This is a genomic window from Saccharopolyspora antiqui, assembly GCF_052246905.1.
In the GTDB taxonomy this organism is placed as follows: Bacteria; Actinomycetota; Actinomycetes; order Mycobacteriales; family Pseudonocardiaceae; genus Saccharopolyspora.
This window is the reverse complement of record NZ_JBQQBO010000004.1, coordinates 74,099-97,925: the sequence shown is the minus strand read 5'-3', so window position 1 is coordinate 97,925 and position 23,827 is coordinate 74,099. Positions and strand designations below refer to the sequence as shown.

The 23,827-nt window shown below is 70.2% G+C and carries 23 protein-coding genes; 9 read left to right on the top strand and 14 right to left on the bottom strand.

The window, feature by feature from the left end; all coding sequences use genetic code 11:
- Positions 1-119 precede the first annotated feature (119 nt).
- Positions 120-665 (top strand): DUF1697 domain-containing protein, encoded by a 546-nt coding sequence (locus ACTWQN_RS09335; protein WP_443202968.1) that lies wholly within the window; start codon positions 120-122, stop codon positions 663-665.
- Positions 662-2,197 (top strand): FAD-dependent monooxygenase, encoded by a 1,536-nt coding sequence (locus ACTWQN_RS09330; protein WP_443202967.1) that lies wholly within the window; start codon positions 662-664, stop codon positions 2,195-2,197. Before ACTWQN_RS09335 ends, ACTWQN_RS09330 begins: the two co-directional genes overlap by 4 nt.
- On the opposite strand, the gene ACTWQN_RS09325 is transcribed toward ACTWQN_RS09330, so the two are convergent.
- From ACTWQN_RS09325 to ACTWQN_RS09290, 8 genes are all read right to left on the bottom strand, one after another.
- Complete coding sequence (locus ACTWQN_RS09325; RefSeq protein ID WP_443202966.1) at positions 2,172-2,933, bottom strand: hypothetical protein; 762 nt, start codon at positions 2,931-2,933, stop codon at positions 2,172-2,174. The genes ACTWQN_RS09330 and ACTWQN_RS09325 overlap by 26 nt on opposite strands.
- A gap of 230 nt (positions 2,934-3,163) precedes the next feature.
- A complete protein-coding gene (locus ACTWQN_RS09320; protein ID WP_443202965.1) occupies positions 3,164-3,892 on the bottom strand; it encodes a hypothetical protein in 729 nt (242 codons plus the stop codon).
- Positions 3,893-3,982: 90 nt separating this feature from the next.
- Positions 3,983-4,897: an aminoglycoside phosphotransferase family protein gene (locus tag ACTWQN_RS09315; protein ID WP_443202964.1), complete on the bottom strand. Its 915-nt coding sequence runs from the start codon at positions 4,895-4,897 to the stop codon at positions 3,983-3,985.
- 148 nt (positions 4,898-5,045) lie between these two features.
- Positions 5,046-5,819: an enoyl-CoA hydratase/isomerase family protein gene (locus tag ACTWQN_RS09310; protein ID WP_443202963.1), complete on the bottom strand. Its 774-nt coding sequence runs from the start codon at positions 5,817-5,819 to the stop codon at positions 5,046-5,048.
- On the bottom strand, positions 5,812-7,332 hold the full coding sequence (locus ACTWQN_RS09305) for a tripartite tricarboxylate transporter permease (protein ID WP_443202962.1): 1,521 nt from the start codon (positions 7,330-7,332) through the stop codon (positions 5,812-5,814). Before ACTWQN_RS09305 ends, ACTWQN_RS09310 begins: the two co-directional genes overlap by 8 nt.
- A 91-nt stretch (positions 7,333-7,423) precedes the next feature.
- A complete protein-coding gene (locus ACTWQN_RS09300; RefSeq protein WP_443202961.1) occupies positions 7,424-7,924 on the bottom strand; it encodes a tripartite tricarboxylate transporter TctB family protein in 501 nt (166 codons plus the stop codon).
- Positions 7,921-8,904, bottom strand: coding sequence for a tripartite tricarboxylate transporter substrate binding protein (locus tag ACTWQN_RS09295; protein ID WP_443202960.1), 984 nt, complete (start codon positions 8,902-8,904; stop codon positions 7,921-7,923). Before ACTWQN_RS09295 ends, ACTWQN_RS09300 begins: the two co-directional genes overlap by 4 nt.
- Before the next feature lie 92 nt (positions 8,905-8,996).
- Positions 8,997-10,214, bottom strand: a complete 1,218-nt coding sequence (locus tag ACTWQN_RS09290) for a CaiB/BaiF CoA transferase family protein (RefSeq protein WP_443202959.1) — start codon at positions 10,212-10,214, stop codon at positions 8,997-8,999.
- A 184-nt stretch (positions 10,215-10,398) separates the two neighbouring features.
- Here ACTWQN_RS09290 and ACTWQN_RS09285 point away from each other — a divergent pair, with 184 nt between their 5' ends.
- Together ACTWQN_RS09285 and ACTWQN_RS09280 are read left to right on the top strand one after the other, a co-directional pair.
- Complete coding sequence (locus ACTWQN_RS09285) at positions 10,399-11,163, top strand: GntR family transcriptional regulator (RefSeq protein ID WP_443202958.1); 765 nt, start codon at positions 10,399-10,401, stop codon at positions 11,161-11,163.
- A complete protein-coding gene (locus ACTWQN_RS09280) occupies positions 11,160-11,690 on the top strand; it encodes a gamma carbonic anhydrase family protein (protein WP_443202957.1) in 531 nt (176 codons plus the stop codon). The genes ACTWQN_RS09285 and ACTWQN_RS09280 overlap by 4 nt, the downstream gene beginning before the upstream one ends.
- Before the next feature lie 6 nt (positions 11,691-11,696).
- Here the strand turns inward: ACTWQN_RS09280 and ACTWQN_RS09275 are convergent, their stop codons facing one another.
- Both ACTWQN_RS09275 and ACTWQN_RS09270 read right to left on the bottom strand, forming a co-directional pair.
- A complete protein-coding gene (locus ACTWQN_RS09275; RefSeq protein WP_443203165.1) occupies positions 11,697-12,482 on the bottom strand; it encodes a putative protein N(5)-glutamine methyltransferase in 786 nt (261 codons plus the stop codon).
- A gap of 943 nt (positions 12,483-13,425) precedes the next feature.
- Positions 13,426-13,686 carry a metallothionein gene (locus ACTWQN_RS09270; RefSeq protein ID WP_443202956.1) on the bottom strand — a complete coding sequence of 87 codons (261 nt, stop codon included), beginning with the start codon at positions 13,684-13,686 and terminating at the stop codon, positions 13,426-13,428.
- Positions 13,687-13,856: 170 nt separating this feature from the next.
- Between ACTWQN_RS09270 and ACTWQN_RS09265 the strand changes: the two genes are divergently transcribed.
- Both ACTWQN_RS09265 and ACTWQN_RS09260 read left to right on the top strand, forming a co-directional pair.
- The gene (locus tag ACTWQN_RS09265) at positions 13,857-16,853 is read left to right on the top strand and encodes an alpha-mannosidase (RefSeq protein WP_443202955.1); all 2,997 of its coding nucleotides are present in this window, start codon (positions 13,857-13,859) and stop codon (positions 16,851-16,853) included.
- 16 nt (positions 16,854-16,869) lie between these two features.
- The gene (locus tag ACTWQN_RS09260; RefSeq protein WP_443202954.1) at positions 16,870-17,823 is read left to right on the top strand and encodes a leucine-rich repeat domain-containing protein; all 954 of its coding nucleotides are present in this window, start codon (positions 16,870-16,872) and stop codon (positions 17,821-17,823) included.
- Between the two features lie 66 nt (positions 17,824-17,889).
- On the opposite strand, the gene ACTWQN_RS09255 is transcribed toward ACTWQN_RS09260, so the two are convergent.
- Positions 17,890-18,990 carry a peptidoglycan recognition protein family protein gene (locus ACTWQN_RS09255; protein WP_443202953.1) on the bottom strand — a complete coding sequence of 367 codons (1,101 nt, stop codon included), beginning with the start codon at positions 18,988-18,990 and terminating at the stop codon, positions 17,890-17,892.
- 239 nt (positions 18,991-19,229) lie between these two features.
- Here ACTWQN_RS09255 and ACTWQN_RS09250 point away from each other — a divergent pair, with 239 nt between their 5' ends.
- From ACTWQN_RS09250 to ACTWQN_RS09240, 3 genes are all read left to right on the top strand, one after another.
- On the top strand, positions 19,230-19,538 hold the full coding sequence (locus ACTWQN_RS09250; protein ID WP_443202952.1) for a DUF6221 family protein: 309 nt from the start codon (positions 19,230-19,232) through the stop codon (positions 19,536-19,538).
- A gap of 204 nt (positions 19,539-19,742) precedes the next feature.
- Entirely contained in the window at positions 19,743-20,186 is a 444-nt protein-coding gene (locus ACTWQN_RS09245) for an MFS transporter (RefSeq protein ID WP_443202951.1), read from the top strand.
- Between the two features lie 282 nt (positions 20,187-20,468).
- Positions 20,469-20,945, top strand: coding sequence for a flavodoxin family protein (locus ACTWQN_RS09240; RefSeq protein WP_443202950.1), 477 nt, complete (start codon positions 20,469-20,471; stop codon positions 20,943-20,945).
- Positions 20,946-20,966: 21 nt separating this feature from the next.
- On the opposite strand, the gene ACTWQN_RS09235 is transcribed toward ACTWQN_RS09240, so the two are convergent.
- From ACTWQN_RS09235 to ACTWQN_RS09225, 3 genes are read right to left on the bottom strand one after another with little or no spacing between them, the layout of a single operon-like run.
- A complete protein-coding gene (locus ACTWQN_RS09235; RefSeq protein ID WP_443202949.1) occupies positions 20,967-21,728 on the bottom strand; it encodes a PEP-utilizing enzyme in 762 nt (253 codons plus the stop codon).
- A 13-nt stretch (positions 21,729-21,741) separates the two neighbouring features.
- Entirely contained in the window at positions 21,742-23,073 is a 1,332-nt protein-coding gene (locus ACTWQN_RS09230; RefSeq protein WP_443202948.1) for a PEP/pyruvate-binding domain-containing protein, read from the bottom strand.
- 11 nt (positions 23,074-23,084) lie between these two features.
- Positions 23,085-23,813 carry a TetR/AcrR family transcriptional regulator gene (locus tag ACTWQN_RS09225; protein ID WP_443202947.1) on the bottom strand — a complete coding sequence of 243 codons (729 nt, stop codon included), beginning with the start codon at positions 23,811-23,813 and terminating at the stop codon, positions 23,085-23,087.
- Between the last annotated feature and the right edge of the window lie 14 nt (positions 23,814-23,827).

Sequence of the window (23,827 nt, the reverse complement as noted above, 5' to 3'; positions counted from 1 at the left end):
GAGAACATGATCACGGGCCGATGACCACGTCATCGGCCCGTATTTTACTCGCAGCGGCCGTGGCCACCGGTGATCACCCATGCAATCGGTCACGCCGATCCGGCTGGGAGAATTGTTGGGTGATCCCCTACGTCGCATTGCTGCGCGCGGTCAATCTCGGCGGTCACGGCCGCATCGCGATGGCCGACCTGCGGGCCGTGGTCGCCGCCGCCGGTCACGCTGACGTGGCGACCTACCTGCAAAGCGGCAACGTCGTGTTCACCTCCGATACCGCTGATCCGGTGGTGCTGGCCGCGGACCTGCGGCATCGGCTGGCCGCCGAAGTCGGCGTGGACACCCCGGTCGTGGTGCGCACCGGCACCGAGATCGCCGACATCGCCGGGCACAACCCGTTCCTGGACCGCCAACCCGACCACACCAAACTGCTCGTGGCCTTCCTCGCCGAGCAACCCGACGCCGAGCTAGCCGCGCGGTTGACCGTGCCCGCCGGGGCGCCCGAGGAACTCCAGTTGGCCGGGCGGCAGCTCTACCTGCACTACCCGGCCGGGGTGGGCCGCTCCAAACTGACCGCCGCATACCTGGAAAAGCGGCTCGGGGTCAGCGTCACCGCCCGCAACTGGAAAACCGTCACCGCCTTGGCCGAACTCACCGGGGAGCGCTCATGACCGCTGACGTCGTCATCGCCGGGGCCGGACCCAACGGGCTGATGCTGGCCTGCGAGCTCGCACTGGCCGGAGTGCGCCCGCTGGTGCTGGAATCCCGGCTCGAACCCAGCCAGGAACCCAAGGCCAACGCGATCATGGGCCAGGCCGCGCGGCTGCTGGATCACCGCGGCCTGCACCACCGGCTCGGCGGCGACCCCGAGGGACCTCGCCCGGCACCGCAGTTCCTCTTCGGTGCGCTGCCACTGGATCTGCGCGACCTCACCGACAATCCGCTGCACGGGATCGCGGTGGCACAACCGGAGTTGGAACGGGTGCTGGCGCAGCGCGCCGGTGAACTCGGTGTCGAGATCCGTCGCGGTATCGAACTCACCGGCTTCGCCCAGGACACCGACGACGTCACCGTGCACGCGCACGACCCCGACGGGCCCCGCACCTTCCGCACCCGCTACCTCGTCGGCTGCGACGGTGCGCACAGCACCGTGCGCACCCACGCCGGAATCGCCTTCCCCGGCACCACCGGGGAGAACACCTGCTGGCGCGCCGCCCGGGTGATCGTCGAGAAAGCGGTGCTGCACCCGGATGCCGCAGAGGTGGACCTCGGCGGCCGACGGCTGCCGCTTTTCGCCTGGACCCGCACCGCCACCGGCACCTACGCGATCATGCCGACCGGCGGCGACGTTGTGCACATCAGCAGCATCGAATGGGATCAGGCACCGCCTGGCGATGACGTTGCGATGACCGTGGCGGAACTGCGCGCCAGCCTGCGGCGGGTTGTCGGCGTGGACCTGGTGATGCGGTTGCCCTCGGACGGGCCGCCGGTGCTGCGCCGCCGCCACGGCGCCAACACCCGCCTGGCCGAGCACTACCAGCGGGGCCGCGTCCTGCTGGTCGGCGACGCCGCCCACGTGCATTCCGCGATGGGCGCGCCCGGACTCAACGTCGGCCTGCAGGACGCGGCCAACCTCGGCTGGAAACTCGCCGCGGACCTGCGCGGCCAGGCACCACCTGGCCTGCTGGCGACCTATCACGCCGAACGCCGCCCGGCCGCCCAGCGCGTCGGCGCCCACACCCAGGCCCAGACCGCGCTGCTGGCGCCCGGAGAGCAGACCACCGCCTTGCGCGGTGTGGTGGCCGAGTTGTTCCGCGACGAACCCACCCGCCGCCGCATCGCCGCGCTGCTGGCCGGGACCGACCTGCGCTACCCGACCGCGCCCGATGCGCACCCGCTGACCGGCTACTTCGCGCCCGAGCTCACCGTGACCACCACGGGCGGGGTGCGGCGGCTGGCGGAACTGGCCCGCACCGCGCGCCCACTGCTGCTGGACTTCACCGGCGGTGAACTGTCCACAATGGCCCGCCCGTGGGCGGATCGGGTGGACGCGGTGGCCGCACGGCACCCGGATCCGCCGGCGGCGGGGTTGCTGGTGCGCCCCGACGGTTACCTCGCCTGGGCCGGTTCCCGAGGACTCACCGACGCCTTGACCGAATGGTTCGGCGCACCCGATGTCACACCGTGCGGGGGTCGGTGCTGATCTGGGCGAGGTTGCGCAGGTCTTGCAGCGCCACTGACAGCATCGGCACGTCCAGTCGCCCGGCGCCGCGCAGTTCCTCCAGGGTTTCCCGGCACCGTCGCACCGGGCCCGCGTTGTCGAGCAACCAGTCCTCGACCAACTCCCCCGCGCCCACTCCTGGCACGAACCGCGACAGTGCCGCGCTGGTCAGTCGCCGCCGCTGGGCGAAAAGGTCGTCGCGCAGCGAGATCTTGGCCAGCAGCGCCCAATGCGACTCCGAGGGCAGCTCGACGATCTGCTCCTGCAACCAGTCCATCCGCAACCCCACGTCCAGCGCCGAATACACCGCCGCCACGAACCCCGCGTCGCGGCGGTCCCCGGCGATCTCCACCACGTCCAGCGACGCCGCCAGCGGGGCGAGCGCGGCGACGCGGCCGGCCAGCAGCCCCGGCACGCCGTGTTCGGTGAGCTCACCGGTGCGCCGCGCCACCGCGTCGGCTTGGGCACCGGCCAGCGCGGCGGGCAGCACCGGGGCGAGTTGGCGGATCTGCTTGCGGAAGTGCTCGACCTCCGCGGCGATGTCCACCGGGGGGCGCCGGTTGCGCAGGAACCACAACGTGCCCAGCTGGCAGAACCGTTGCAGGTCGTGGAACATCTCGGTGCGCACCGGGGGTGGGCAGTCGGCGCCGAGACCGTCCACTTCGGACCACAGGGCGTTGAGGCCGAAGATGTCGCGCACCGCGAGGTAGGCGCGCACCGCATCCGGCGCGCTGACCCCGGTGGTCTCCTCCAGGCGGTAGAAGAATCCGGTGCCGAGTCCCCACGACTACCGGCCGGACATCCGCCATCATCCAGCACGTCCTCGACATGCCAGCACCGGTCGTCGCCGAGGCTCTCGGCTACCACCACGTCACCACCACCAGACTCGCCAGCCAAGTGGGCACGACCTGGAGCCGTTACGCCCCAGGCGATCACACACCACCAGCTTCACGGCGAACTCGCGACAGTTGAATACGCGACCTCACCAGTCCGGGACCCCAGCAGCGCCCGCACGAACCGGGGGCGGCCGGCCAGGGTCGCTTCGACGTAGGGTCGGCTGAAGGTGAACCCGGCCTGCCACAGGTAGTGGTAGGCCGCGCGCACCAGCGCGGCCTGCCGCCACGGCAGTCCGGCGGTGAGCACCAGCCGGTTGAAACCGTCGCGTTCGGCGCGGCCGGTCCACATCGCCGCGAACGCGTCCTCCACCAGCCGCGCGGAGGTATCGGTGAGTTCGTCGAGATCGTGCAGCAGCCCGAAATCGTCGACGCGGGCCGCCGGGCGACCCGCCGGGTGGACCTCGTAGCTGCGGTGGTCGGCCACCCGCAGGCCCAGCCCGGCGAAGATCGGCAGCACCTCCTGCAGCAGTGGTGCGGCATCGGGCCAGCAGATCCGCAGCCGCACCCCGCCCAGCGGCTGGTTCGGCGCCCGGTACACCCGGCCCAGCCTCGACTGGTCCGGGTGGCCTTCCATGATCGCGATGTCCTCGACCGCCTGCGGCACCGGTGAGTCGTCCCGGTAGCCAGGGGGGAACGCCTGGCGGTAGGCGGCGGCGACCTGGCGGCCGGTGGCCGCGCCGAAGGCGGCCCGCAGCGATTCGGCCACCTCCCGATCCCACTGTTGATACTGCTGCGGGTCGGTTTGGGGCGGCCCGCCCGCCACGGATGCGCGTGGATGCATGGCGCCTCGCCTCCTCGGCCGCGACACCGAGCTGCGACATCGACCAGTCTCGCCCGCCCCGACCGCGGGCGGGTAGGGCAGTTGGACCGCTCACGGGCCCAGCGGGTCCAGGGCTTCGGCGATGGCGACCTGCACCGGATCCAGGGTGGTGGCGCCGTCGTCGATGTCCCACAGGCAGTTCTGCAGCACCCGCCCCAACGTCCAGCCCGCCGCGCGCTGCCGGTCCAGGCCCAGGGTTTCGACCAGCACCGCGAACCGACGCCGCACGGCGGCGGCGATGTCGCCGGTGGCGACGATGTCGTCCCACCGGTTGTCCAAGGCGGGCAGCAGTTCGAACCCGGGGTCACCGGCCAACGGCTGCGGGTCGATGGCCAGCCACGGTTCCCGCTGCGCGGCCAGCACGTTGTCGTAGTGCAGGTCCCAGTGCAGCAACCGGTCGCCGGGCTCGTCGAGCAGATCGGTGACCGCGCCCGCGCAGCGGCGCAGCAGCCGCCGCTGCCCCGGATCGGGCAGCCGCGCGCACGCGCCGTCGAGTTGGGTGAGCATCGCGGCGGCGATGTCGGCCAGCCGCCGCAGCCCAGTGGGTGCGGGCAGCGCGCTCAGCCTCGCCAGGAGTTCGGACAGCAGCCGCAGCGCCGCGAGATCATCGTCGATGCTCGACAGCGAGCGCGGCCGCAGGCGTTCCAGCAGCATGCTCCCGGAGGCAGGCTCGTGCTCCAGCAGCCGCACCGCGCCCCGCCCGGCCCAGGCCCGCAACCCCACCGGTTCCCCGACGGTGTCCTCGGTGACCGGTTGCAGCTTCAACACCGCGGGCGTGCCGTCGGCGCGCAGCACCGGCAGCACCAACGCCACCATGCCGTGCCGGGGCGCCCCATCGGGCCGCAGATCCCACGCGGCCATCCGCTGCCCGGCCAGCTCGGGCAGCGTGGCGATCCACTCCGATGAACCGAAGACCTTGCGGTGGGTGGCCGCCAATTCGGCCGGAACCACCATGGAAAACGACATCAACCACTCCTTCGTCACGAACGAACCGAGCAACGAAGCATCAGTGGGCGGGCCACGCGAACGTCAAAGCACGACAACCACCCTAGCGACCACCCCGAGTACACGACCCGCTCGCCGACCGGGTGGCTGCGCGCCCAGGGGCGTGGCTCTAGTGGCCGGTCCAGTTGTGCGGGGTCTTGTCGAGGAAGGCGCGCACGCCGTGGCGGAAGTCGTCGCTACCGAACACCGCGCGCACCAGGTCGTCGCCGTCGGGCAGGTTCGCCAACCGCAGCCTGCGCACCGCCTCCTTGGACGCCCACATCGTCAGCGGCGCGTGCTGCACCAGCCGCTGCACCACACCCGCCACCGTCGCGTCCAGCTCGTCGACCTCGCACAGTTCCGCGACGAACCCGGCCGCGTGCGCCTCCTGCGCGCTGAACAGCCGGGCCCGCAGCAGCATGTCCTTCGCGCGGGCGGGCCCCAGGTGGAACACCAGCAGCGAATAGGTGTTCATCGCCAGGCAGTTGCCCAGCGTGCGCGCCACCGGCACCCCGAAGCGTCCGGTCACAGTGGACACCCGGATGTCGCAGGCCGCCGCCAACGCGATCCCCGCGCCCACGCAGTACCCGGAGATCGCCGCCACGGTGGGAACCTTGGTGGTCTCCAACCGCTCCAGCACGGCCTCGATCTTCTGCTCGTAGGCGACCCCGTCGTCGCCGCTGGTGAAATCGGCGAACTGGGCGATGTCGGTTCCGGCCACGAACGCGTCGTTCCCGGCGCCGCGCAACACCATCACCCGGATGTCGTCGTCGGCTTCGGCCGCCTCGCACGCCGCGACCAGCCCGTCGTACATCTGCCAGCTCATCGCGTTGCGCTGCGCCGGCCGGTTGAACGTCACCTGCAGCACGGCGCCGTCGCGGGTGACCAACAGTTCGTCAGACATGGTCCTTCTCCTCGGTGCGGGATGCCTCCGGGGTCGCCTTCCGGAGGGCGCGGACGCGGCGGGTGAGCACCGGGCCTGCCAGCAGCACCAACGCCAGCGCCAGGATCACCACCGCGATGGGTTTGGTCAAAACCAGCCACAGGTTGCCGTCCAGCAGCGCCGAGGACTGCACCAGTGCCTTCTCGAACAGCGCCCCGATGACCACCCCGACCACCAGCGGAGCCATCGGCAGGTCGAAGCGCTTCATGCCGTAGCCGATGATCCCGAAGATCAGCACCAGCCACACGCTGAAGAAGTTGTTGTCGATGGCGTAGGCGCCCACGAAGCTGGTGAACAGGATCAGCGGATACAGGTAGGCGTAGGGGATGCGCAGCAGCTGCGCGAACACCGGCGCCAACGGCAGGTTGAGCACCAGCAGGATCACGTTGCCGATGAAGAACGACACCAGCAGGCCCCACACCAGTTCCGGCTGTTCGGCGAACAGCAGCGGCCCCGGCTGCACCCCGTAGATCGTCAACGCGCCCAGCAGCACCGCCGTGGTGGCGCCGCCGGGGATGCCCAGCGTCAGCGTCGGGATGAAGTTGGCGTTGGCGGCGGCGTTGTTGGCGCTCTCCGGTGCCGCCACGCCCTGGATCGCGCCGTGCCCGAACTGGGCGGCGTTGCGGGACAGGCGTTTCTCCAGCCCATAGGCCAGGAACGACGCCAGCGTCGAACCCGCGCCGGGCAGCGTGCCCAGCAGGAACCCGATGACGCTGCCGCGCCCGATGGCCCCGGCGGAGTCGCGGATGTCGCGGCGGCGGATCACCAGATCCCGGAACCGGGCGCGGATCGGCGTGGCCGCACCCACCCGGATCTGGTACAGCACCTCGCCGACGGCGAACAGGCCGATGACGACCTCGATGTAGGGGATGCCGGAGAGCAGGTTGATGTTGCCGAAGGTGTAGCGGGCCTCGCCGGTGCCCGCGTCGATGCCCACGCACGCCAACAGCACCCCGGCGCAGGCCATCGCCGCCGCCCGCAGCTTCGACCCGGTCGAGAGCACCACCATCGTCACCAGCGCCAGCACCATCACCGCCAGGTTCTCCGGCGGCCCGAACCGCAGCGCGAACGCCGCGAACGGCGGTGCCAGCGCGGCCAGCAGGATCAGCGAGAGGATCGCGGCGGCGAACGAGCCGATCGCCGCGATCGCCAGCGCCGCCCCCGCCCGGCCCTGCCGCGCCATCTGGTAACCGTCCAAAGTGGTCACCACGCTGGCCGCTTCGCCCGGGGTGGACAGCAGCACCGAGGTGATCGTGCCGCCGTACTGCGAACCGTAGTAGATGCCGGCCAGCATGATCAGCGCCGTCACCGGTTCCACGGTCAGCGTCAACGGGATCAGGATCGCCACTCCTGTGCTGGAGCCCAGACCGGGCAGCAACCCGATCACGGTGCCCAGCACCACCCCGACGAAGCACCACAGCAGGTTCGTCGGGGTCAACGCCGTCGATAAGCCCAACAACAGGTTGTCGATCACGTGCGCCTCCGCCGGTTGAGAGGGTGCGCGGCTGACAGGATGGCGGTACTCGGCGGGCGCGGACGTCGCGTGGTGTGCATCGCCATCCCGCCTAGAACCCGAACACGCCGGTGGGCAGCGGTACCCGCAGCACCACCGCGAAGATCACGTACATGCCCGCCGCCGAGATCGCCGACAACGCCAACGCGGGCAGCACGCGGCGGCGCTCCAGCCACGTGGAGATCACCAGCACCAGCAGCCCGAACGCGGTGACCATGCCCACCACCGGCACCACCAGCAGCGCGACCGGCAGCAGCACGATCACCCGCCGCAGAATCCACTTGCGCTGCGCTGGGCTGCGCCCGAAATCATCGGTGCCCTGCTCGGTGTCGGTCTGGCCGGTGTCGGTCTGGCCGGGTCGCCGCAGCTGTTCGACCAGCAGCAGCGCGGCGAGCACCGCCAGCAGCCCACCGGCGGCCAGCGGCAGGAAACCCGGCCCGATCCGCGATTCCGGCAGCATCACGCCATAGCCGAGGGCGCTGATCGCGAAACCCGCGCCCACCAGGGTCAACCCGGCGAAGAGCACCACCTGGCCCAACCGCTGATCCCTCATCGCCGCACCACCTGCGCCAGCAGTTTCTCGCTGTCCTGCAAATACGCCCCGAACTCCGCCCCGAAGGCCATCCGCGGCTGCAGGTACTCCGACTCGATGTACTCGGTGTAGGCGGGGGAGGCGGCGAAGCGGCGGGCCAGCCCGATCCAGTACTCGGTGGCCTGCGGGTTGAGCCCGCCCGGCGCGATCATCCCGCGGAACTGCGCGAAGGTCACCGGCACGCCCTGCTCCACCGAGGTCGCGATCCCGGCCAGCTCCGGATAGGTGTAGCGCCGGTCGGCGAAGACGCACAACGCCTTGAGCTGCCCGGCCCGCAACTGCCCGATGACCTCGCTGGGGTTCAGCGACGCCAGCTCCACCTGTCCGCCCAGCACCGCGGCGACGGCCTCCCCGCCGCCTTCGTAGGGGACGGTGTCGACATCGGCGCCCGCCACCCGTTCCAGCTGGGAGAACACCACGGCATCCGGGCCGACCGCGCCGGAGATGGCGGCCAGCACCCGCCGCTTGCGGCTTTGCGCCACCGCGTCGGCGCAGCTGGTGATCGCCGAATCCGGTCGCGCCACCAGCAGCGTGTAGTCCTCGCCGACCTTCATGATCGGGGTGAAACTGCGGTGCGAGAACGCCACGTCCACGCTCAGCGGCAGCGACAGCAGCGACGTCTCGGTGGCCAGCAGGTAGTTCGGGGATCCGGCCTTGGCCAGGAAGTAGGAATAGCCCACCGCGCCCTGCCCGCCCTCCCGGTTGTCGACGGTGATCCGCAGATCCGGCTGCACCGACACCAATCCGTCGGCCATCGCGCGCCCGGCTATGTCGCTGCCGCCACCGGCGGCGAAGGGCACCACCATCGTCACGTTCCCCACCGGCCGAGGCCCGCCGGTACCGGCCGAGTCCTGCCCGGCGCTGCCGGTGCCGCACGCACCCGCCAGCGCCGCCGCGCACACCGCGGCCAGCACGCCGCGAGCAAGGGACAACGCGCGCATCGCTCCTCCTTGAGCTGCGTCGCGGAAAAGATGAACAAAGAGGGTTCGCGCGGGCCGGGGCCGCCAGCACCCCGGGACCGCGCCAAGCGCCGCTACTGGCCGCTGCCGAAGGTCCCCGACTGGCGCAGCCGGTCGAGTTCGGCGGGCGGTATCCCGGCCTCGGCGAGCACTTCGGCGGTGTGCGCGCCCAAACCCGGACCGGCGGCGTCGCGGCGTGTCGGGGTCGCCGACATCCGCATCGGCGAGCCGATCTGGCGGACCTCGCCGAGTTCGGGATGCGGTGCGTTCCAGAAGAACTCCCGCTGCCCGAGGTGCTCGTCGGTGAACACCTGGTCCATGGTGGCGATCGGCGCGCACGGCACCCCCGCCTCGGTCAGCGCCGCCACGATGTCGGCGGTGGTGCGGGTCGTGGTGGCCACCTCGATCGCCGGGATGAGGCTGTCGCGGTGCTGGTAGCGGTCGTAGGAGTTGGTGTAGCGGTCGTCGTCGAGCAGTTCGGCCAGGCCGAGGGCGTGGCAGAACGCCGGCCACGTCTTGGTGGTGGTGGCCCCCACGGTCACCCAGCCGTCCTTGCTGCGCACCGCCTGGTAGGGGGCGCTGTTCTGGTGCGCCGAACCGTGCGCGCGGCCGACCTCGCCGGTGGCGAAGTAGTTCCCGGCCTCCCACACCGCGAACGACACGCCCGCCTCGTACAGCGACACGTCGACGTGCTGGCCTTCGCCGGTGTGCTCGCGGGCGCGCAGCGCGGCCATCGCGCCCATCGCCGCGTACAACCCGCACACCAGGTCGCACATCGGGACCCCGACCTTGGTGGGCTCGCCGCCGGGGCTGCCGGTGATGCTCATCAGTCCGGCGCGGGCCTGCGCCATGATGTCCAGGCCCGGTTGGGCGGCCAGCGGCCCGTCCTGGCCCCATCCCGAGGCCGAGACGTACACCAGCCGGGGGTTGCGGGCGTGCACGCTGTCGTAGCCGAAGCCCAGTGCGGACAGCGCCCCCGGCCGCAGGTTCTCCACCAGCACGTCGGCGGTCGCCAGCAGGGTGTCGAGCAGGTGTTTGCCCTCGTCGGTCTTCAGGTCCAGTGCCACCGAGCGTTTGTTGCGGTTGAGCCGGACGAAGGGGGAGCTGTGTCCGTGCAGGAAGGGTCCGCTCTGGCGGACCGGGTCACCTCCGGCGGGGTTTTCGACCTTGATCACATCGGCGCCGAGGTCGGCTAGTTGCATCGTCGCGAACGGCGCGGCCATGAACGCGCCGATCTCCACCACGCGCACCCCGCGCAACGGGGCCTGGGCGGTAGCAGGTGAGGAAGTCATGCGCGGCTCCAAGAAATCCGGGACAAAACCGGATACCGTGATCGGCATCACCTGACTTTTGTCTACAGCAGGCAGGATGAAGCTGACAAGCTTACCCGTCGAGGTTGCTCCATGCGGACCAGTGCGCCGCCGCTGACACGCGAAGCGCCTCCGGCGCCGGCCCCGGAAGGAGACACTGCTGGTCGTGACCGGATCCGTTGAAGACAGCCCCACCGCTCACACCCGCGCCCCGAGCATCATCAGCCCACCGAGCCTGGTGGAACTGGCCGCCGCGACACTGCGCCGCATGATCATCGGCGGCGAACTGCTCTGCGGGCAGCGCGTCGTGGAGAACCGGCTGACCCACGAACTGGGCATCAGCCGCCCGCCGCTGCGCGAAGCGCTGCGGGTGCTCGAACGCGAAGGCCTGGTGCGCCAGGTCCCCCGCAAGGGCGTGATCGTGACCCCGCTGACGCTGCACGACATCTACGAGATCTGCACCCTGCGCGCCGAATTCGAGCGGCTGGCGGTGCGGCTGGGCGTGCCGGTCACCGAACCCACCCGGCTGCGCCGCTGCGAGCTGGCGCTGCGGCGGATGGGCGAGGCCATCGAGGCCGGTGACGAACCCGGCTACCGGGAATGCTCCTTCGAGTTCCACCTGTCGGTGGTCGGCCTGTCCGGGCACCAGCGCCTCGAAGAGGCCTACCGGTCGCTGCAACTGCAGGTCCTGCTGTCCATGGCGCTCAACCGGCAGGCCCGCCGGGACCGGGAAAGCCTCGCCGGTGACCTGGCCCGCCACCAGCGGCTGCTTTCGATCATCGAAGGCGGTGACCCCGACGCCGTGCTCGCCGAGCTCGCCGTGCACGGCGACCGCACCTTCCTGGACGGCATCGAGGACAAAGTGGACGGACACACCGAGGCGGCGCTGCAGTGGCTGCGGCGACAACGCGAGACACCGGAGGACAAGTGACCGCAGCGCAGTCGTTCACCCTGGCCATCGACGGCATCAGCCCGCAGATCGACCCGGCGGCCTTCGTCGCCCACGGCGCCGCGCTCATCGGCCGCGTGCGCCTGGCCGCCGGTGCCAGCATCTGGTACAACACCGTGCTGCGCGGCGACCAGGAGAACATCAGCGTCGGCACCGACAGCAACATCCAGGACGGTTGCGTCGTGCACGCCGACCCCGGTTTCCCCGCCGACATCCACACCGGGGTCACCGTCGGCCACAAAGCCGTGCTGCACGGCTGCACCGTGGAAGACCACTGCCTGATCGGCATGGGCGCGGTGGTCCTCAACGGCGCACGCATCGGCACCGGATCCCTGATCGCCGCCGGCGCCGTGGTCCTGGAAGGCACCGAGATCCCACCGGGCTCGATGGTCGCCGGAACCCCCGGCAAAGTTCGCCGCGAACTGACCCCGCAGGAGCAGGACCGCCTGAAGCTCGCCGCCGAAGGCTACGTGACCATGGCCGCCAAACACCGCCAAGCACAACGCTGAGCACGCCTAGCGGGGCAGCGCCGCGACCACCACGGTGGCATCGAGCTCATCGCAGGTCACCACGCGTGGCAGCAGCCCCGCAGCGGCCAACAACTCGCGGCTGGACGACGCCTGCGCACGGCTGGTCTCCACCAGCAGATGCCCGCCCGGCGCCAGCCACCCCGCCGCGCCCGCGGCCACCCGCCGCTGGATGTCCAGCCCGTCCGCGCCGCCATCCAGCGCCACCCGCGGCTCGTGCAGCCGGGCCTCCGGGGGCATCAGCCCCACCTCACCGCTGGGCACGTACGGGGCGTTGACCGCCAAGATCTCCACCCGCCCCCGCAACCCTCCTGGGAGGGGCCGGTAGAGGTCGCCTTCGACGACCCGACCGGCAGCGGCGATGTTGCGGCGCGCGCAGCGCACCGCGCGGGGATCCACATCCGCGGCCCACAACCGCACCCCGGAGAGGGTGGCGGCCAGTGCGGCGCCGACGGCTCCCGAACCGCAGCACAGGTCCACCACGACCGCCCGCGGCCCGGCGAGCGCGGCGGCCTGGCGGACCAGGAACTCGGTGCGGCGGCGCGGCACGAACACCCCCGATGCCACCGCGATCCGCAGCCCGCAGAACTCGGCCCAACCGAGCACCTGCTCCAAGGGCAGACCGCCGATGCGCCGCTGGAGCAGCTCGGCGAGCTCGACCGGGTCCCGCGCGGCGTCGATGAGCAACCGCGCCTCGTCTTCGGCGAAAACACAACCCGCGTCCCGAAGTCTCGTGACGACGGCAGCCAGCGGGGTGGGATGAGAGGTGGAAATGGGAGTGCCTTTCGGTGCCAGCGAGCGCCCTCCCGCATCACCGACGCGGATCACGGCCGTAAGAGGGGAGCACCCGACCTGCTGAAGCGGTAATGGGTCTCACCTCCTTCGGTCGTACGCGTTGGCGGCAACACTACCCGGACCGCAGGCGCGCGCCCCGCCCGGTGCGGTGGAGGTGGCGGCCACCTCGGCTGAGTACCTCCATCGGCCGAGCAAGTCGGTATCCGCGCCCTCGGGGAAGCGGTGCACAGGACCGTGTGGCTGCGGAGGTCGAAAGCCTGGAACACAACTGGTGCCGTGGCCGGGTGGCCACGGCACCAGTTGGAGGTTGCGCGGATCGGCGCGGGTGACGGCTGGCGCTCGTGGGCGGTTGTTCCGGTGCGAACCGGGATTTCCACTCACGACCACGTCCCGCCGGGCCCCGCCCTGCGCGCCCTCGTCTTACCAGCAAGTCCCAGGCATCGGGCCCCCGGTTGTTGGTTGCCCCGGTGCCCGCCACTGCGGACACCTCCGGACCGATGCCTCGACCACGCCCGGCCAGCAGGCCGGGCAGGGGTGGGAACCGACGTTCGTCGGCCCCCCGTTACGCGGTGCGCTCGGCGTTGGCGCTGGACTGCGGGTGCCGCATCACCATGCGGGCCCGCTGCATCTCGCGGGACACGCTGCCCAGCCAGCGAACCAGACCTGCCATCGGGGCATCCTCCACTACATCGAGGGAATGAATCGACGGTGCTCCGTCCCGTTGTCAATACCCGGCTTGCGACAACCAGCGCGAACCGGGCGGAAAGAACCCGTCTCACCCGCCATGTCGCCGCAGGTAGTCCCCGTGTTTCCAGCACTACATAACGTGTTGATAACAACGTATCGGCTGGCGTGCTCACCGGTCAAAAAGCGCAGCGCACACACCCGGATGGCCGCCGAGCGCGTGGGCCGGACAGCCGCATCAACCGGGGTGAGAACCCACGGTGTCGCGCAGCTCACCGGCCATCGCCATATCCGACTGGCGCGCGCAGTGCGCACAGCAGAAGAACCGGCCGCTGGCCTCCACACCATGCCCGAGGATCCGACACCCGCAGTGCTCGCACTGCGGCGCCAAACGCTGCACGGCGCATTCGAAGCAGTCGAAGGTGTGCACCCCACCGCCCATGGTGCGCACCTCGAAGGTCATCCAGTAGTCGTTGCCGCAGACTTCGCACGTCGCCATGATCTTGCCTTTCCGCGGGAATTTGGCCAGACACCCGCAGCATGCGGCCGCACGCATGGGTCAGCAACCGCGCCGAAAAGGACCCCCCATCACCCGCACCGCCGCTGCCCACCCGAGGCCCGGTTGTGCCAGCATGATCACGATCACGCCGAGGAATCGGGGGACCAGCCATGCACGACGACCGCCGCATCGTCGAACAGCGCCTCGACCGAGTGCTCGCCGAACGCCTGCGCCCCGCCCAATACGCCGACGCAGTGCCCTGCGACGTCGCCGTCTGGCACGCCCCCGGCGAACCGGTGCCCGCCGCCGAAGCACTGCGCGCCGACTACACGCCCACCGCCGTCGGCCAAGCATGGGGCCCGGCATGGGGCACCAGCTGGTTCCGGCTGTCCGCGACCGTGCCCGAGCACTGGGACGGGCGGACCGTGGAAGTCGTCGTCGACCTCGGCTTCGACGACGACCGCCCCGGATTCCAATGCGAAGGCCTCGCCTACACCGCCGACGGCACCCCGATCAAAGGACTGCACCCCCGCAACACCCACCTGCCCGTCGGACGCAACTCCGCCGGACGCACCCGCAGCTGGTACGTCGAAGCCGCCGCCAACCCGATCATCCTCGGCCCCCACGGCTTCCAACCCACCGAACTCGGCACCAAACCCACCACCAAAACCCCACCCCTGTACCACCTGCGCCGCGCCGAACTCGCCGTCCTCGACGAACCGGTGTGGCAACTCATCCAGGACACCGAAGTCCTCGACCAGCTCATGCGGCAACTGCCCGTGGACTCCCCGCGCCGCCACGACATCCTGCGCGCACTGGAACGCATGCTCGACCGCCTCGACCTGCACGACATCTCCGCCACCGCGCCCGCCGCCCGCACCGAACTCGCCGACACCCTCGCCAAGCCCGCCCACCCCAGCGCGCACGTGATCTCCGCCGTCGGCCACGCCCACATCGACTCCGCCTGGCTGTGGCCGCTACGCGAAACCGTCCGCAAGGTCGCCCGCACCGTCGCCAACGTCACCGCCCTGATGGCCGAGCACCCCGACTTCCACTTCGCCATGTCGCAAGCCCAACAACTGGACTGGATCAAACAGCACCACCGGCAGCTGTTCGACCGGGTGCGCACCTTCGTGCACACCGGACAGTTCGTGCCGGTCGGCGGGATGTGGGTGGAAGCCGACACCAACATGCCCGGCGGCGAGGCCATGGCCCGCCAATTCGTCCACGGCAAACGCTTCTACCTGGAAGAATTCGGCATCGAAACCCGCGAGGTGTGGCTCCCGGACTCCTTCGGCTACAGTGCCGCGCTACCGCAGCTGGTCGCCCTGTCCGGGTCCCGCTGGTTCCTGACCCAGAAGATCTCCTGGAACCAGACCAACCGGTTCCCGCACCACACCTTCTGGTGGGAAGGCATCGACGGCACCCGGGTGTTCACCCACTTCCCGCCCGCCGACACCTACAACTCCGAGATCACCGGCGCCGAACTCGCCCACGCCGCCCGCAACTTCGCCGAACACGGCTACGCCACCCGATCCCTGCTGCCCTTCGGGCACGGCGACGGCGGGGGAGGACCCACCCGCGAAATGCTCGCCCGCGCCTACCGCACCGCCGACCTGGAAGGCTCCCCACGCGTCCAACTGGACACCCCCGCGGAATTCTTCACCGCCGCCGAAGCCGACCACAGCGGCCCAGCGGTGTGGTCCGGCGAGCTGTATCTGGAGATGCACCGCGGCACCTACACCTCGCAGGCCAAGACCAAACAGGGCAACCGCCGAAGCGAACACCTGCTGCGCGAGGCCGAACTGTGGTGCGCCACCGCCACCATCGCCACCGGCCGCGACTACCCCCACCAGGCGCTGGACCGGCTGTGGAAGCAGGTGCTGCTGCACCAGTTCCACGACATCCTGCCGGGCTCGTCCATCGCATGGGTGCACCGCGAAGCCGAAGCCGCCTACGCCCGCATCGCCACCGAAGCCGAGGCGATCACCAGCCGCGCCCTGCACGCCCTCGCCGGCGAGCCCGCCCGGCCGCTGACCTTCAACGCCGCCCCGCACGCCCGCCACGGCATCCCCGCACTGGGCGCGGCCGCGGCCAGCGACACCACCGCACCCACCGCCACCCGCCACCCCGACGGCACCATCACCCTCGACAACGGGCTGCTGCGCGTCACCATCGACCAACGCGGCCTGCTCACCTCGATCTACGACCACGCCGCCGACCGCGAAGCACTGGGCGCGCCGGGCAACCTGCTGCAACTGCACGCCGACCACCCCAACGCCTGGGACGCCTGGGACCTCGACGCCTTCTACCGCCACCACGTCCACGACCTCACCGACGTCGAGGAGGTGAGCATCCACGAACACACCGTCCGCATCCGCCGCGGCTTCGGCCACTCCAGCGTGGTGCAGCACATCAGCCTCGCCGCCGAATCCCGGCGCGTGGACATCGACACCGACATCGACTGGCACGAAACCGAGAAACTGCTCAAGGTCGCCTTCCCACTGGACGTGCACGCCGACCGCTGTGCCGCCGAAACCCAGTTCGGGCACGTCATGCGCCCCACCCACACCAACACCTCGTGGGACGCCGCCAAGTTCGAGATCTGCGCGCACCGCTTCCTGCACGTCGGCGAACCCGGCTACGGCCACGCCCTGGTCAACGACGCCACCTACGGCCACGACGTCACCCGCCACACCCGCCCCGACGGCGGCACCACCACGACCGTGCGGCTGTCGCTGCTGCGCGCACCCCGCTTCCCCGACCCGGACACCGACCACGGCCACCACCGGCTGCGCTACGCCCTGATCGCCGGAGCCGACATCGGCGACGCCGTCCGCGAGGGCTACCGCATCAACCTGCCCGAACGCACCATCAGCGGATCACGGCCGGTCACGCCGCTTCTCGCCGTCGACAACCCCGCGGTGGTCGTCGAAGCGGTCAAACTCGCCGACGACCGCAGCGGCGACCTCGTCGTGCGCCTGTACGAATCCCGCGGCGGGCGGGCACAGGCCCGACTGAGCATCTCCTTCCCGGCGACCTCGGTGACCCGCACCGACCTGCTCGAACGCGCCCTGGCCGAACCGGACGCCACCACCGACGCACTGGATGTGCGGCTGCGCCCCTTCGAGATCCGCACCCTGCGTTTCGCCCGCCCGCCCCGGTGAGCCCACACTGATGCGAATGCAGCTGCCCGACGACGCGATCCGCTACGCAGACGGCGAGCCCCACGCGGTGCTCGCCGCCGACGCCGGACTGACCGCGATCCCCACCACGCTGCCGCGGCAGCTGCGGCACATCGACCTCGACGGCAACGCCATCACCGCACTGCCCGCGACCACCACCACCCTGCCCCGACTGCACACCCTGCTGCTCTACAACAACGAACTCACCAGCCTGCCAACAGAATTCGGTCCCGCACTGCGGCATTTCAGCGTCGGCCGCAACCACCTCACCGCATTGCCCGACGCGCTGTGGCAGACCACCACCCTGCACACCCTCAACCTCGCCGAGAACGAGCTCACCGAACTGCCCGACGCGGTGCGCGCACTCGCCGCGCTGCGGATGCTCGACCTCGGCCACAACCAGCTGCGCGACATCCCCGCCGCCATCGGTGACCTGCCCCAGCTCACCGACTACCTGTACCTCAGCGACAACCAGCTGCGCAGCATCCCCGCCGCGCTGGGCAACCTCGACCGCCTGGACTACCTCAACCTCACCGACAACCGGCTCACCGAACTGCCCGCCACCCTCGGCGGCATGAGCGCCCTGCGCGAGCTGCGGCTGTACCGCAACGCCCTCACCGCACTGCCGCACACCCTCGGGCAGCTGCACCGGCTGCGGGAACTGCACGCCCAAGACAACCGGCTCACCGAACTGCCCGAATCGCTTTCCGGGCTGCGGGAGCTGCGGCACCTCGACCTGCGCAACAACCCGCTGCGACGCCTCCCGGACGCCGTCGCGGCACTGACCGAACTGACCCACCTCGACCTGCGCGCCACCGCGTTGCGCGAGCTGCCCGAAGGCCTGCGGTCCCTGCCGCGGCTGACCAAGCTCGACCTGCGCTGGACGAAACTCGACCACCACCCCGACTGGCTCACCGACCTGCGCCACCGAGGCTGCGCCGTGCTGCTCTGACACCACCAGCGACCGGGCCGCAACAACCGCTTGCGACCTCCAGTCGGCGCGGGTGCGCCACCGGGGTCAGCACAGGAGTCGTTGCCAGGTGGATTGGTCCACCACGCCTGTGGTGGCGAGGCCGGTCGCGGCCTGGAATTCCCGCACCACCGCGATCATCCGGTCGGCGAACCGCGAGTCGGGGTTGAGGTACCGGCCGTGCGAGGTCAACAGCACCTGCGCGGCCCGCACCGCCTCGCCGGTGGCGCCCGAACCGAGCACCGGCGCCAGGCCCGCCCAACCCAAGCCGCCGAACATCCCCGGTTCGGGCAGCCGCGTGGCGTAGCACGGCGTGCCCGCCGCGCCCCGCGCGGCGGCCAGCTGGCATGCCGTGGCCTGCGTCAGTTCGCCGAAGATGCCGTCCACCGGCAGCAGCGCGCCCTGCGCCCGCAGCAGCAGTTGCAGCGCGGTCACCGCCGGTCCCGCCACACCCGGCCGCAGCAGCGGCCAGGTCCCCGGATGCGTCACGGTCTTGCCGGTGGCCGCGCCGACCGCCTCCCGCAGTTCCGGTAATCGGCCGTAGAGCACCTCGCCCGGGCATTCGGTGGCCATGAAGTCGCGATGCCCGTAGATCTCGCCGGGCTCGATGCCGTACTGCGCCACCATGTAGGTGCACAGCTCCACCAACGACGCCCACAACGCCTCCGGCACCGCGGCTTCGGTGTAGAGGCCCTCGTTCTCGATGCCCAGCGACACCGAGTTCTGCGCGCCCGCGTGCGCGCCCACCACGTGCTGATCGCCGGCGGTCAACGCGGCCAGGCTCTCGTGGCGGCCTTCGGTCAGCCAACCGCCGCGGGAGTTGGTGAAGTTCTGCCCGGTGTCGATCCAGCCGTTGGAATCCATGTGGAAGTTCTGGATCTGCCGGGACAGCTCGAACGCGTGCTGCCGCGAGGTGTCGTCGCTGTTGGCGGTCGCCGTGTGGTGCACGATGATCCGCACCGGTTCGCTGTCGAGCACGGTCACCGGAGAACTGGGGTCGCGGGCCTGCCAATCCGCTGTCGAGGCGATCTCCGGCGCGGCCTTCGCCCGCCGCGCCACCGCCGGTATTGCGCCCACCCCGACCGCCGTGACCGCCAGCCCACCGGCCAGCAACGCCCGCCGAGCCACTCGCACACCACGCAGCACCATAACCACTCCCAAAACGGACGAACGATCATGATCTGGGCCGAGCCTAGGAATCGAAACGGTACGCAGCAGCCCCCGGCGAGGAGAATTCCTGGCGACAATCCGCCAACATCCGGTCAATCAATCACCGCCCCACGCGGGGATGGCACGATCACTTTTCGATCAGCCGCCGTCATCACCGAACCGTCGCCGCGTCCCCTGTCTGTCACCAACACCCACCGCGGACAACGGGAGTGCGACAGATGGACCGGTTCGTCCAGTTCCTGCGCCGCCAGCTCGACATCGACCTGGAACTGCTGCGCCTGGCCCGCGAAGACGCCGAAACCGGCGCCGGCCGCGCCTGCCTGATCACCCCGATCCGCGGCTTCCGCGAATGCGAACTCAAAACCCGCCTGCTCGCCGCCCACCACCACTGCGGCAGCGGCGGCGGCCCCTGCGACACGCTGGGGGAGAGCTACCCGCCCGAAGACGAACGCGGCTGCCCCACCCGGGCCCTGCTCGGCCTGCCCTACGCCGACCGCCCCGGCTACGCCTCCCGCTGGCGCCCCTGACCCGCACCGAAGCCCCCCGGTGCTGGCAGTGCCGCGAATTACACAGCCAAAACTGAACAGTCTGAACTGAAGATCTTAGGACGAACGCCACCGCATCATCGAGACGATGGCCCTGCTCGAACGCCTCACCCACCTGTGATCCCCGCACACACCCACCGCACCCCAGCCGCACCGGAGGGCTTCAACCGCAAACTCATCGCCCCGATGATCCTGGGTTCAGTCCTCAACCCGGTGAACTCCTCCATGATCGCGGTGTCCCTGATCCCCATCGGCGCAGCCTTCGGCGCGCCACCATCCCAAACCGCCTGGCTGATCTCCGCGCTCTACCTCGCCACCCTGGCCCCAACACTGGGCGCACTGATCTTCGCCCGAGTACTGCTCGGACTGGGCACCTGCGCCGGATACCCCGCCGCGATGTTCCTCATCCGCAGCGAATCCCAACGCACCGGCCGCGACAGCCCCAACACAGTCCTCACCGCACTGTCGGTCGCCAGCCAAACCATCTCCGTCATCGGCCCCACCCTCGGCGGACTGCTCATCGGCCTCGGCGGCTGGCGCACACCTTCTCCGTCGACATCCCGCTATCACTGGCCTGCCTCATCCTCGGCGCCGACACCACCGGCCTGCACCACCTGGCCACGTTCATGATCGCCAGCGCCGCACTGTTCCTCACCGTCACCCTGCTGGACCGATCCCTGCGCCGAATCGGCACCAAACCCCACCCCGACAGATTGGCCACCCCCCATGACAGCGGGTGGCGGTTTCCCGCCACAGCGCCACCCGCCCCCCCCCCCCACCGGCGATTTCGCGCGAAATCGCCAAAACCCAGGCCCCGCACCAACGAGCACAGGGTCCTTCGACCCTGGTCGCCACCCCCACACCCCAACCGACCATGGGCGGCAACACACCAAGACAGGGGAGGGGGCCCCGATGCGCGCACTGGTGGTCTACGAATCAACGCCCGGCAACACCGAAACCATCGCCGAACACATCGCAGCCGGACTCGCCCGCTGGATGGAGGTCGACCTCGCCGAGGTCACCAGCGCCCCCACCTGCATCGGCGAGCACGCCGGACTACTCGTCGTCGGCGGCCCGACCAGCGCCTTCGACCCCAACCACCCCGCAACCGAACACGGGCTGCGCAACTGGCTCAACACCATCCACAAAGGACTCAACCCGGTGCACGCCGCCACCTTCGACACCCGCACCGAGAACACCCCCGGCCTGGCCACCCACACCGCCGAAAAACACCTCCGCCGAGCCGGCTTCCACATCATCACCGAACCCGCCAACAGCTTCTACCTCGACACCACCGGCACACCCCGCCCAGCAGAACCACAACGCGCCGGACGCTGGGCCGAACACCTCGCCGCCAAACTCGCCACCACCGCCCACCACCCCCGATAACCCACAACACACCCCGCCGCCTCAACCCCCGACCGGCACCAACACCTCAACCGTGCCCGCCGCACCATCCACCCGCACCCGATCACCACTGCGCAACCGCGCCGTCGCATTCCCACACCCGACCACCGCCGGAATCCCCAACTCCCGAGCCACGATCGCCGCATGCGACAACGGCGCACCCACATCCGTCACCACCGCCGCCACCCTCGGGAACAACGGCGTCCACCCCACGTTCGTCACCGTCGTCACCAAAACCTCCCCAGCCCGCAACGCATCACCCTCCGCCACCGACCCCAACACCCGCACCACGCCCTCCACGACACCAGCCGCACCCGCGAACCCGCGCACCGAACCCGACACCGGCGCCAACCGAGTCGACTCATCGAACACATCGAAACGACGATCCGCCCGCGCCGCCCACCGCAGCGGATCGAAACGCCCCCGGATCAACGTCGGATACGGCCCCAACGCCACACACGCCTGATACGCCCGCCGCCGATCCGCCACCGCCACCAACGGCTCCCGCGACCCGCCCAACACCGCCAAAACCTCCTCGATCCGCAAGAAGAACACATCCCCACCACATCCGATCAACTCACCAGCCCGCAACGCGAACGCCCGCAACACCCAAAACGCCCGGATCACCTCCGAACGAGCCGCCTCCCGACCCCGCGCCGCCCGCCCAGCGCTCGCGACCCGCCGCCGCAACGCCCGCTGCCTGCGCGGAAACCGCGACGCCAACCGCGCCCACGCCGCATCCCGCGCCCGCTCCTGCCGCCCCAACAGCTCCAGCGGATCAGTCCCCGCAGCCGCACCCCGCCAACTGCCGATCGATCCACTCCGGATCCTCCGCAGGCCGAGGCACCGACACCTCGAACTCGTCCGGACACCGATGCCCCCACCGCCGCACGAACGCCTCCCGATCGATCTCCCCACGCGCCAACTCTCCCAAACCCAGCGCATTGCCCGCCGCGAACGTCAAACTCAAGTTCAGGTAGAACCGCCCACCGATGTTGCCCGACAACCGATGCGGCCCCAACCGCGACAACGACATCGCCTCGGACATGAAGATCTCCACCAACGACCACGTGCACGGCGTCATCACACTCGGAATAGCCTCACCCAAATTCGCGCACGTCCACAGGTAATCCCCAGCCAGACTGTCGTTGCACACCTCAACCGGCCGCTCCCGCAACCCGGTGATCGGCCGCGCCTGCACCACCCAGAACCGACCACCCCGCACCGCCCACTCCACATCCATCGGCCGCCCGTACAACTCCTCGATCCGCACCCCCAACTCCGCCAACTCACCGACCTCGGCAGGGGAGAGGACCGCAACCCCACGACGATCCGCCGACACCGCCACCTCCCGAGTCCCACCATCGGCGCGCACCGTCATCACCGCCTTGTCCCCAACAACCTGATCACGCAACCCACCACCACGAGCCACCACGTAGGTGTCCGGCGTGACCTGACCACCGACGATCGACTCACCCAACCCCCAAGCCGCGTTCACCACCACATCCGCACCGCCACCGGTCACCGGATCCCGGGTGAACAACACCCCAGCCGCATCCGCGGCCACCAACTCCTGCACCACCACCGCAAGCGCCACCCCATCCGCGGCCACCCCGTTGCGCAACCGGTAGTCGATCGCCCGCGCCGTCCACAACGACGCCCAACACCGCCGCACCGCATCCACCACCGCCGACCCACCACGAACATTCAAAAACGTGTCCTGCTGACCAGCGAACGACATCTCCGGCAGATCCTCCGCCGTCGCCGAAGACCGCACCGCCACCGCCACCTCAGCACCCATCGCCGCGTAGGCCTCGCAGATCGCCTCAGCAACAGCCACCGGCACCGCGCTCTCGGCGAACAACCGCTGAATGCGCTCCGAGGCCGCCCGTGCGGTCTCCGGCCGATCAACATCGACCGCCGCCACCGCCGCCAAGATCGGCTCCCGCAAACCCGCAGCGGCTACGAAATCCCAATACGCCGCCGTCGTCACATCAAAACCCGGCGGCACCGGCAACCCAGCACCGGCCAACCGCGCCAACGAAGCACCCTTACCGCCCACCAACGCCAAATCCGCGTCAGCGGCATCCAACGGCACCACAACAGACACCGGAACACCCCTCATTCCTCGGAACCCAGCAGATCCCGATACTTCGTCTCCGCGTTCTCCAACGCCTCGTCCAAATACCGCACCGTCACCACCGCGAGCCGATCCGCCTGCGCCGCGGTGACCTCGCCACCAGCCGCCAGCGACCGGCACACCACCTCGGCCAGCAACTCCGCCCGCACCTCCTCCGACACCGCGAACTCCTCCGGAACCATCGGCGGCGCAAGGAAAAACCCCAGGAACGTCGCACTGACCAACTGCACCTGCTCGGCCAACCCCAGATCCAGCCGCACCAAGCCCTGCGCCCGCAGCACCCCCAGGTACCGCACGAAATCACTGCGCAACGCACTCCCGGCCTGCGCCGCCCGCTCAGCGCTGGCCAGCTTGCCGATCACATCCCTATCGCGCGTCACCACCGCCAGCAGCAACGGCCGACGCAGGTACACCAACGTCATCTGCACCAGCAGACTCCGCAGCGACGGACTCCCCGGACCCTCGACGACCCGCCGCCGCACCTCGGCCAGCAGCGCCACCCGCTCCCGCCGCAACAGCGCGATGAACAGCCGCTCCCGGTTCTTCCAATGCAGGTAGATCGTCCCCTTGGCGACCCCTGCCGACCTCGCCACATCGTCCAAAGTGGTCTTGTCGTACCCCCAGCGCAGGACCAACTCGGCCGCGGCATCCAAAATCCGCTGCCCACGCTGCTGCCGTTGCCCGGAACGACCCCGAGCGCCCTCCACCACCAAACCCTCCATGA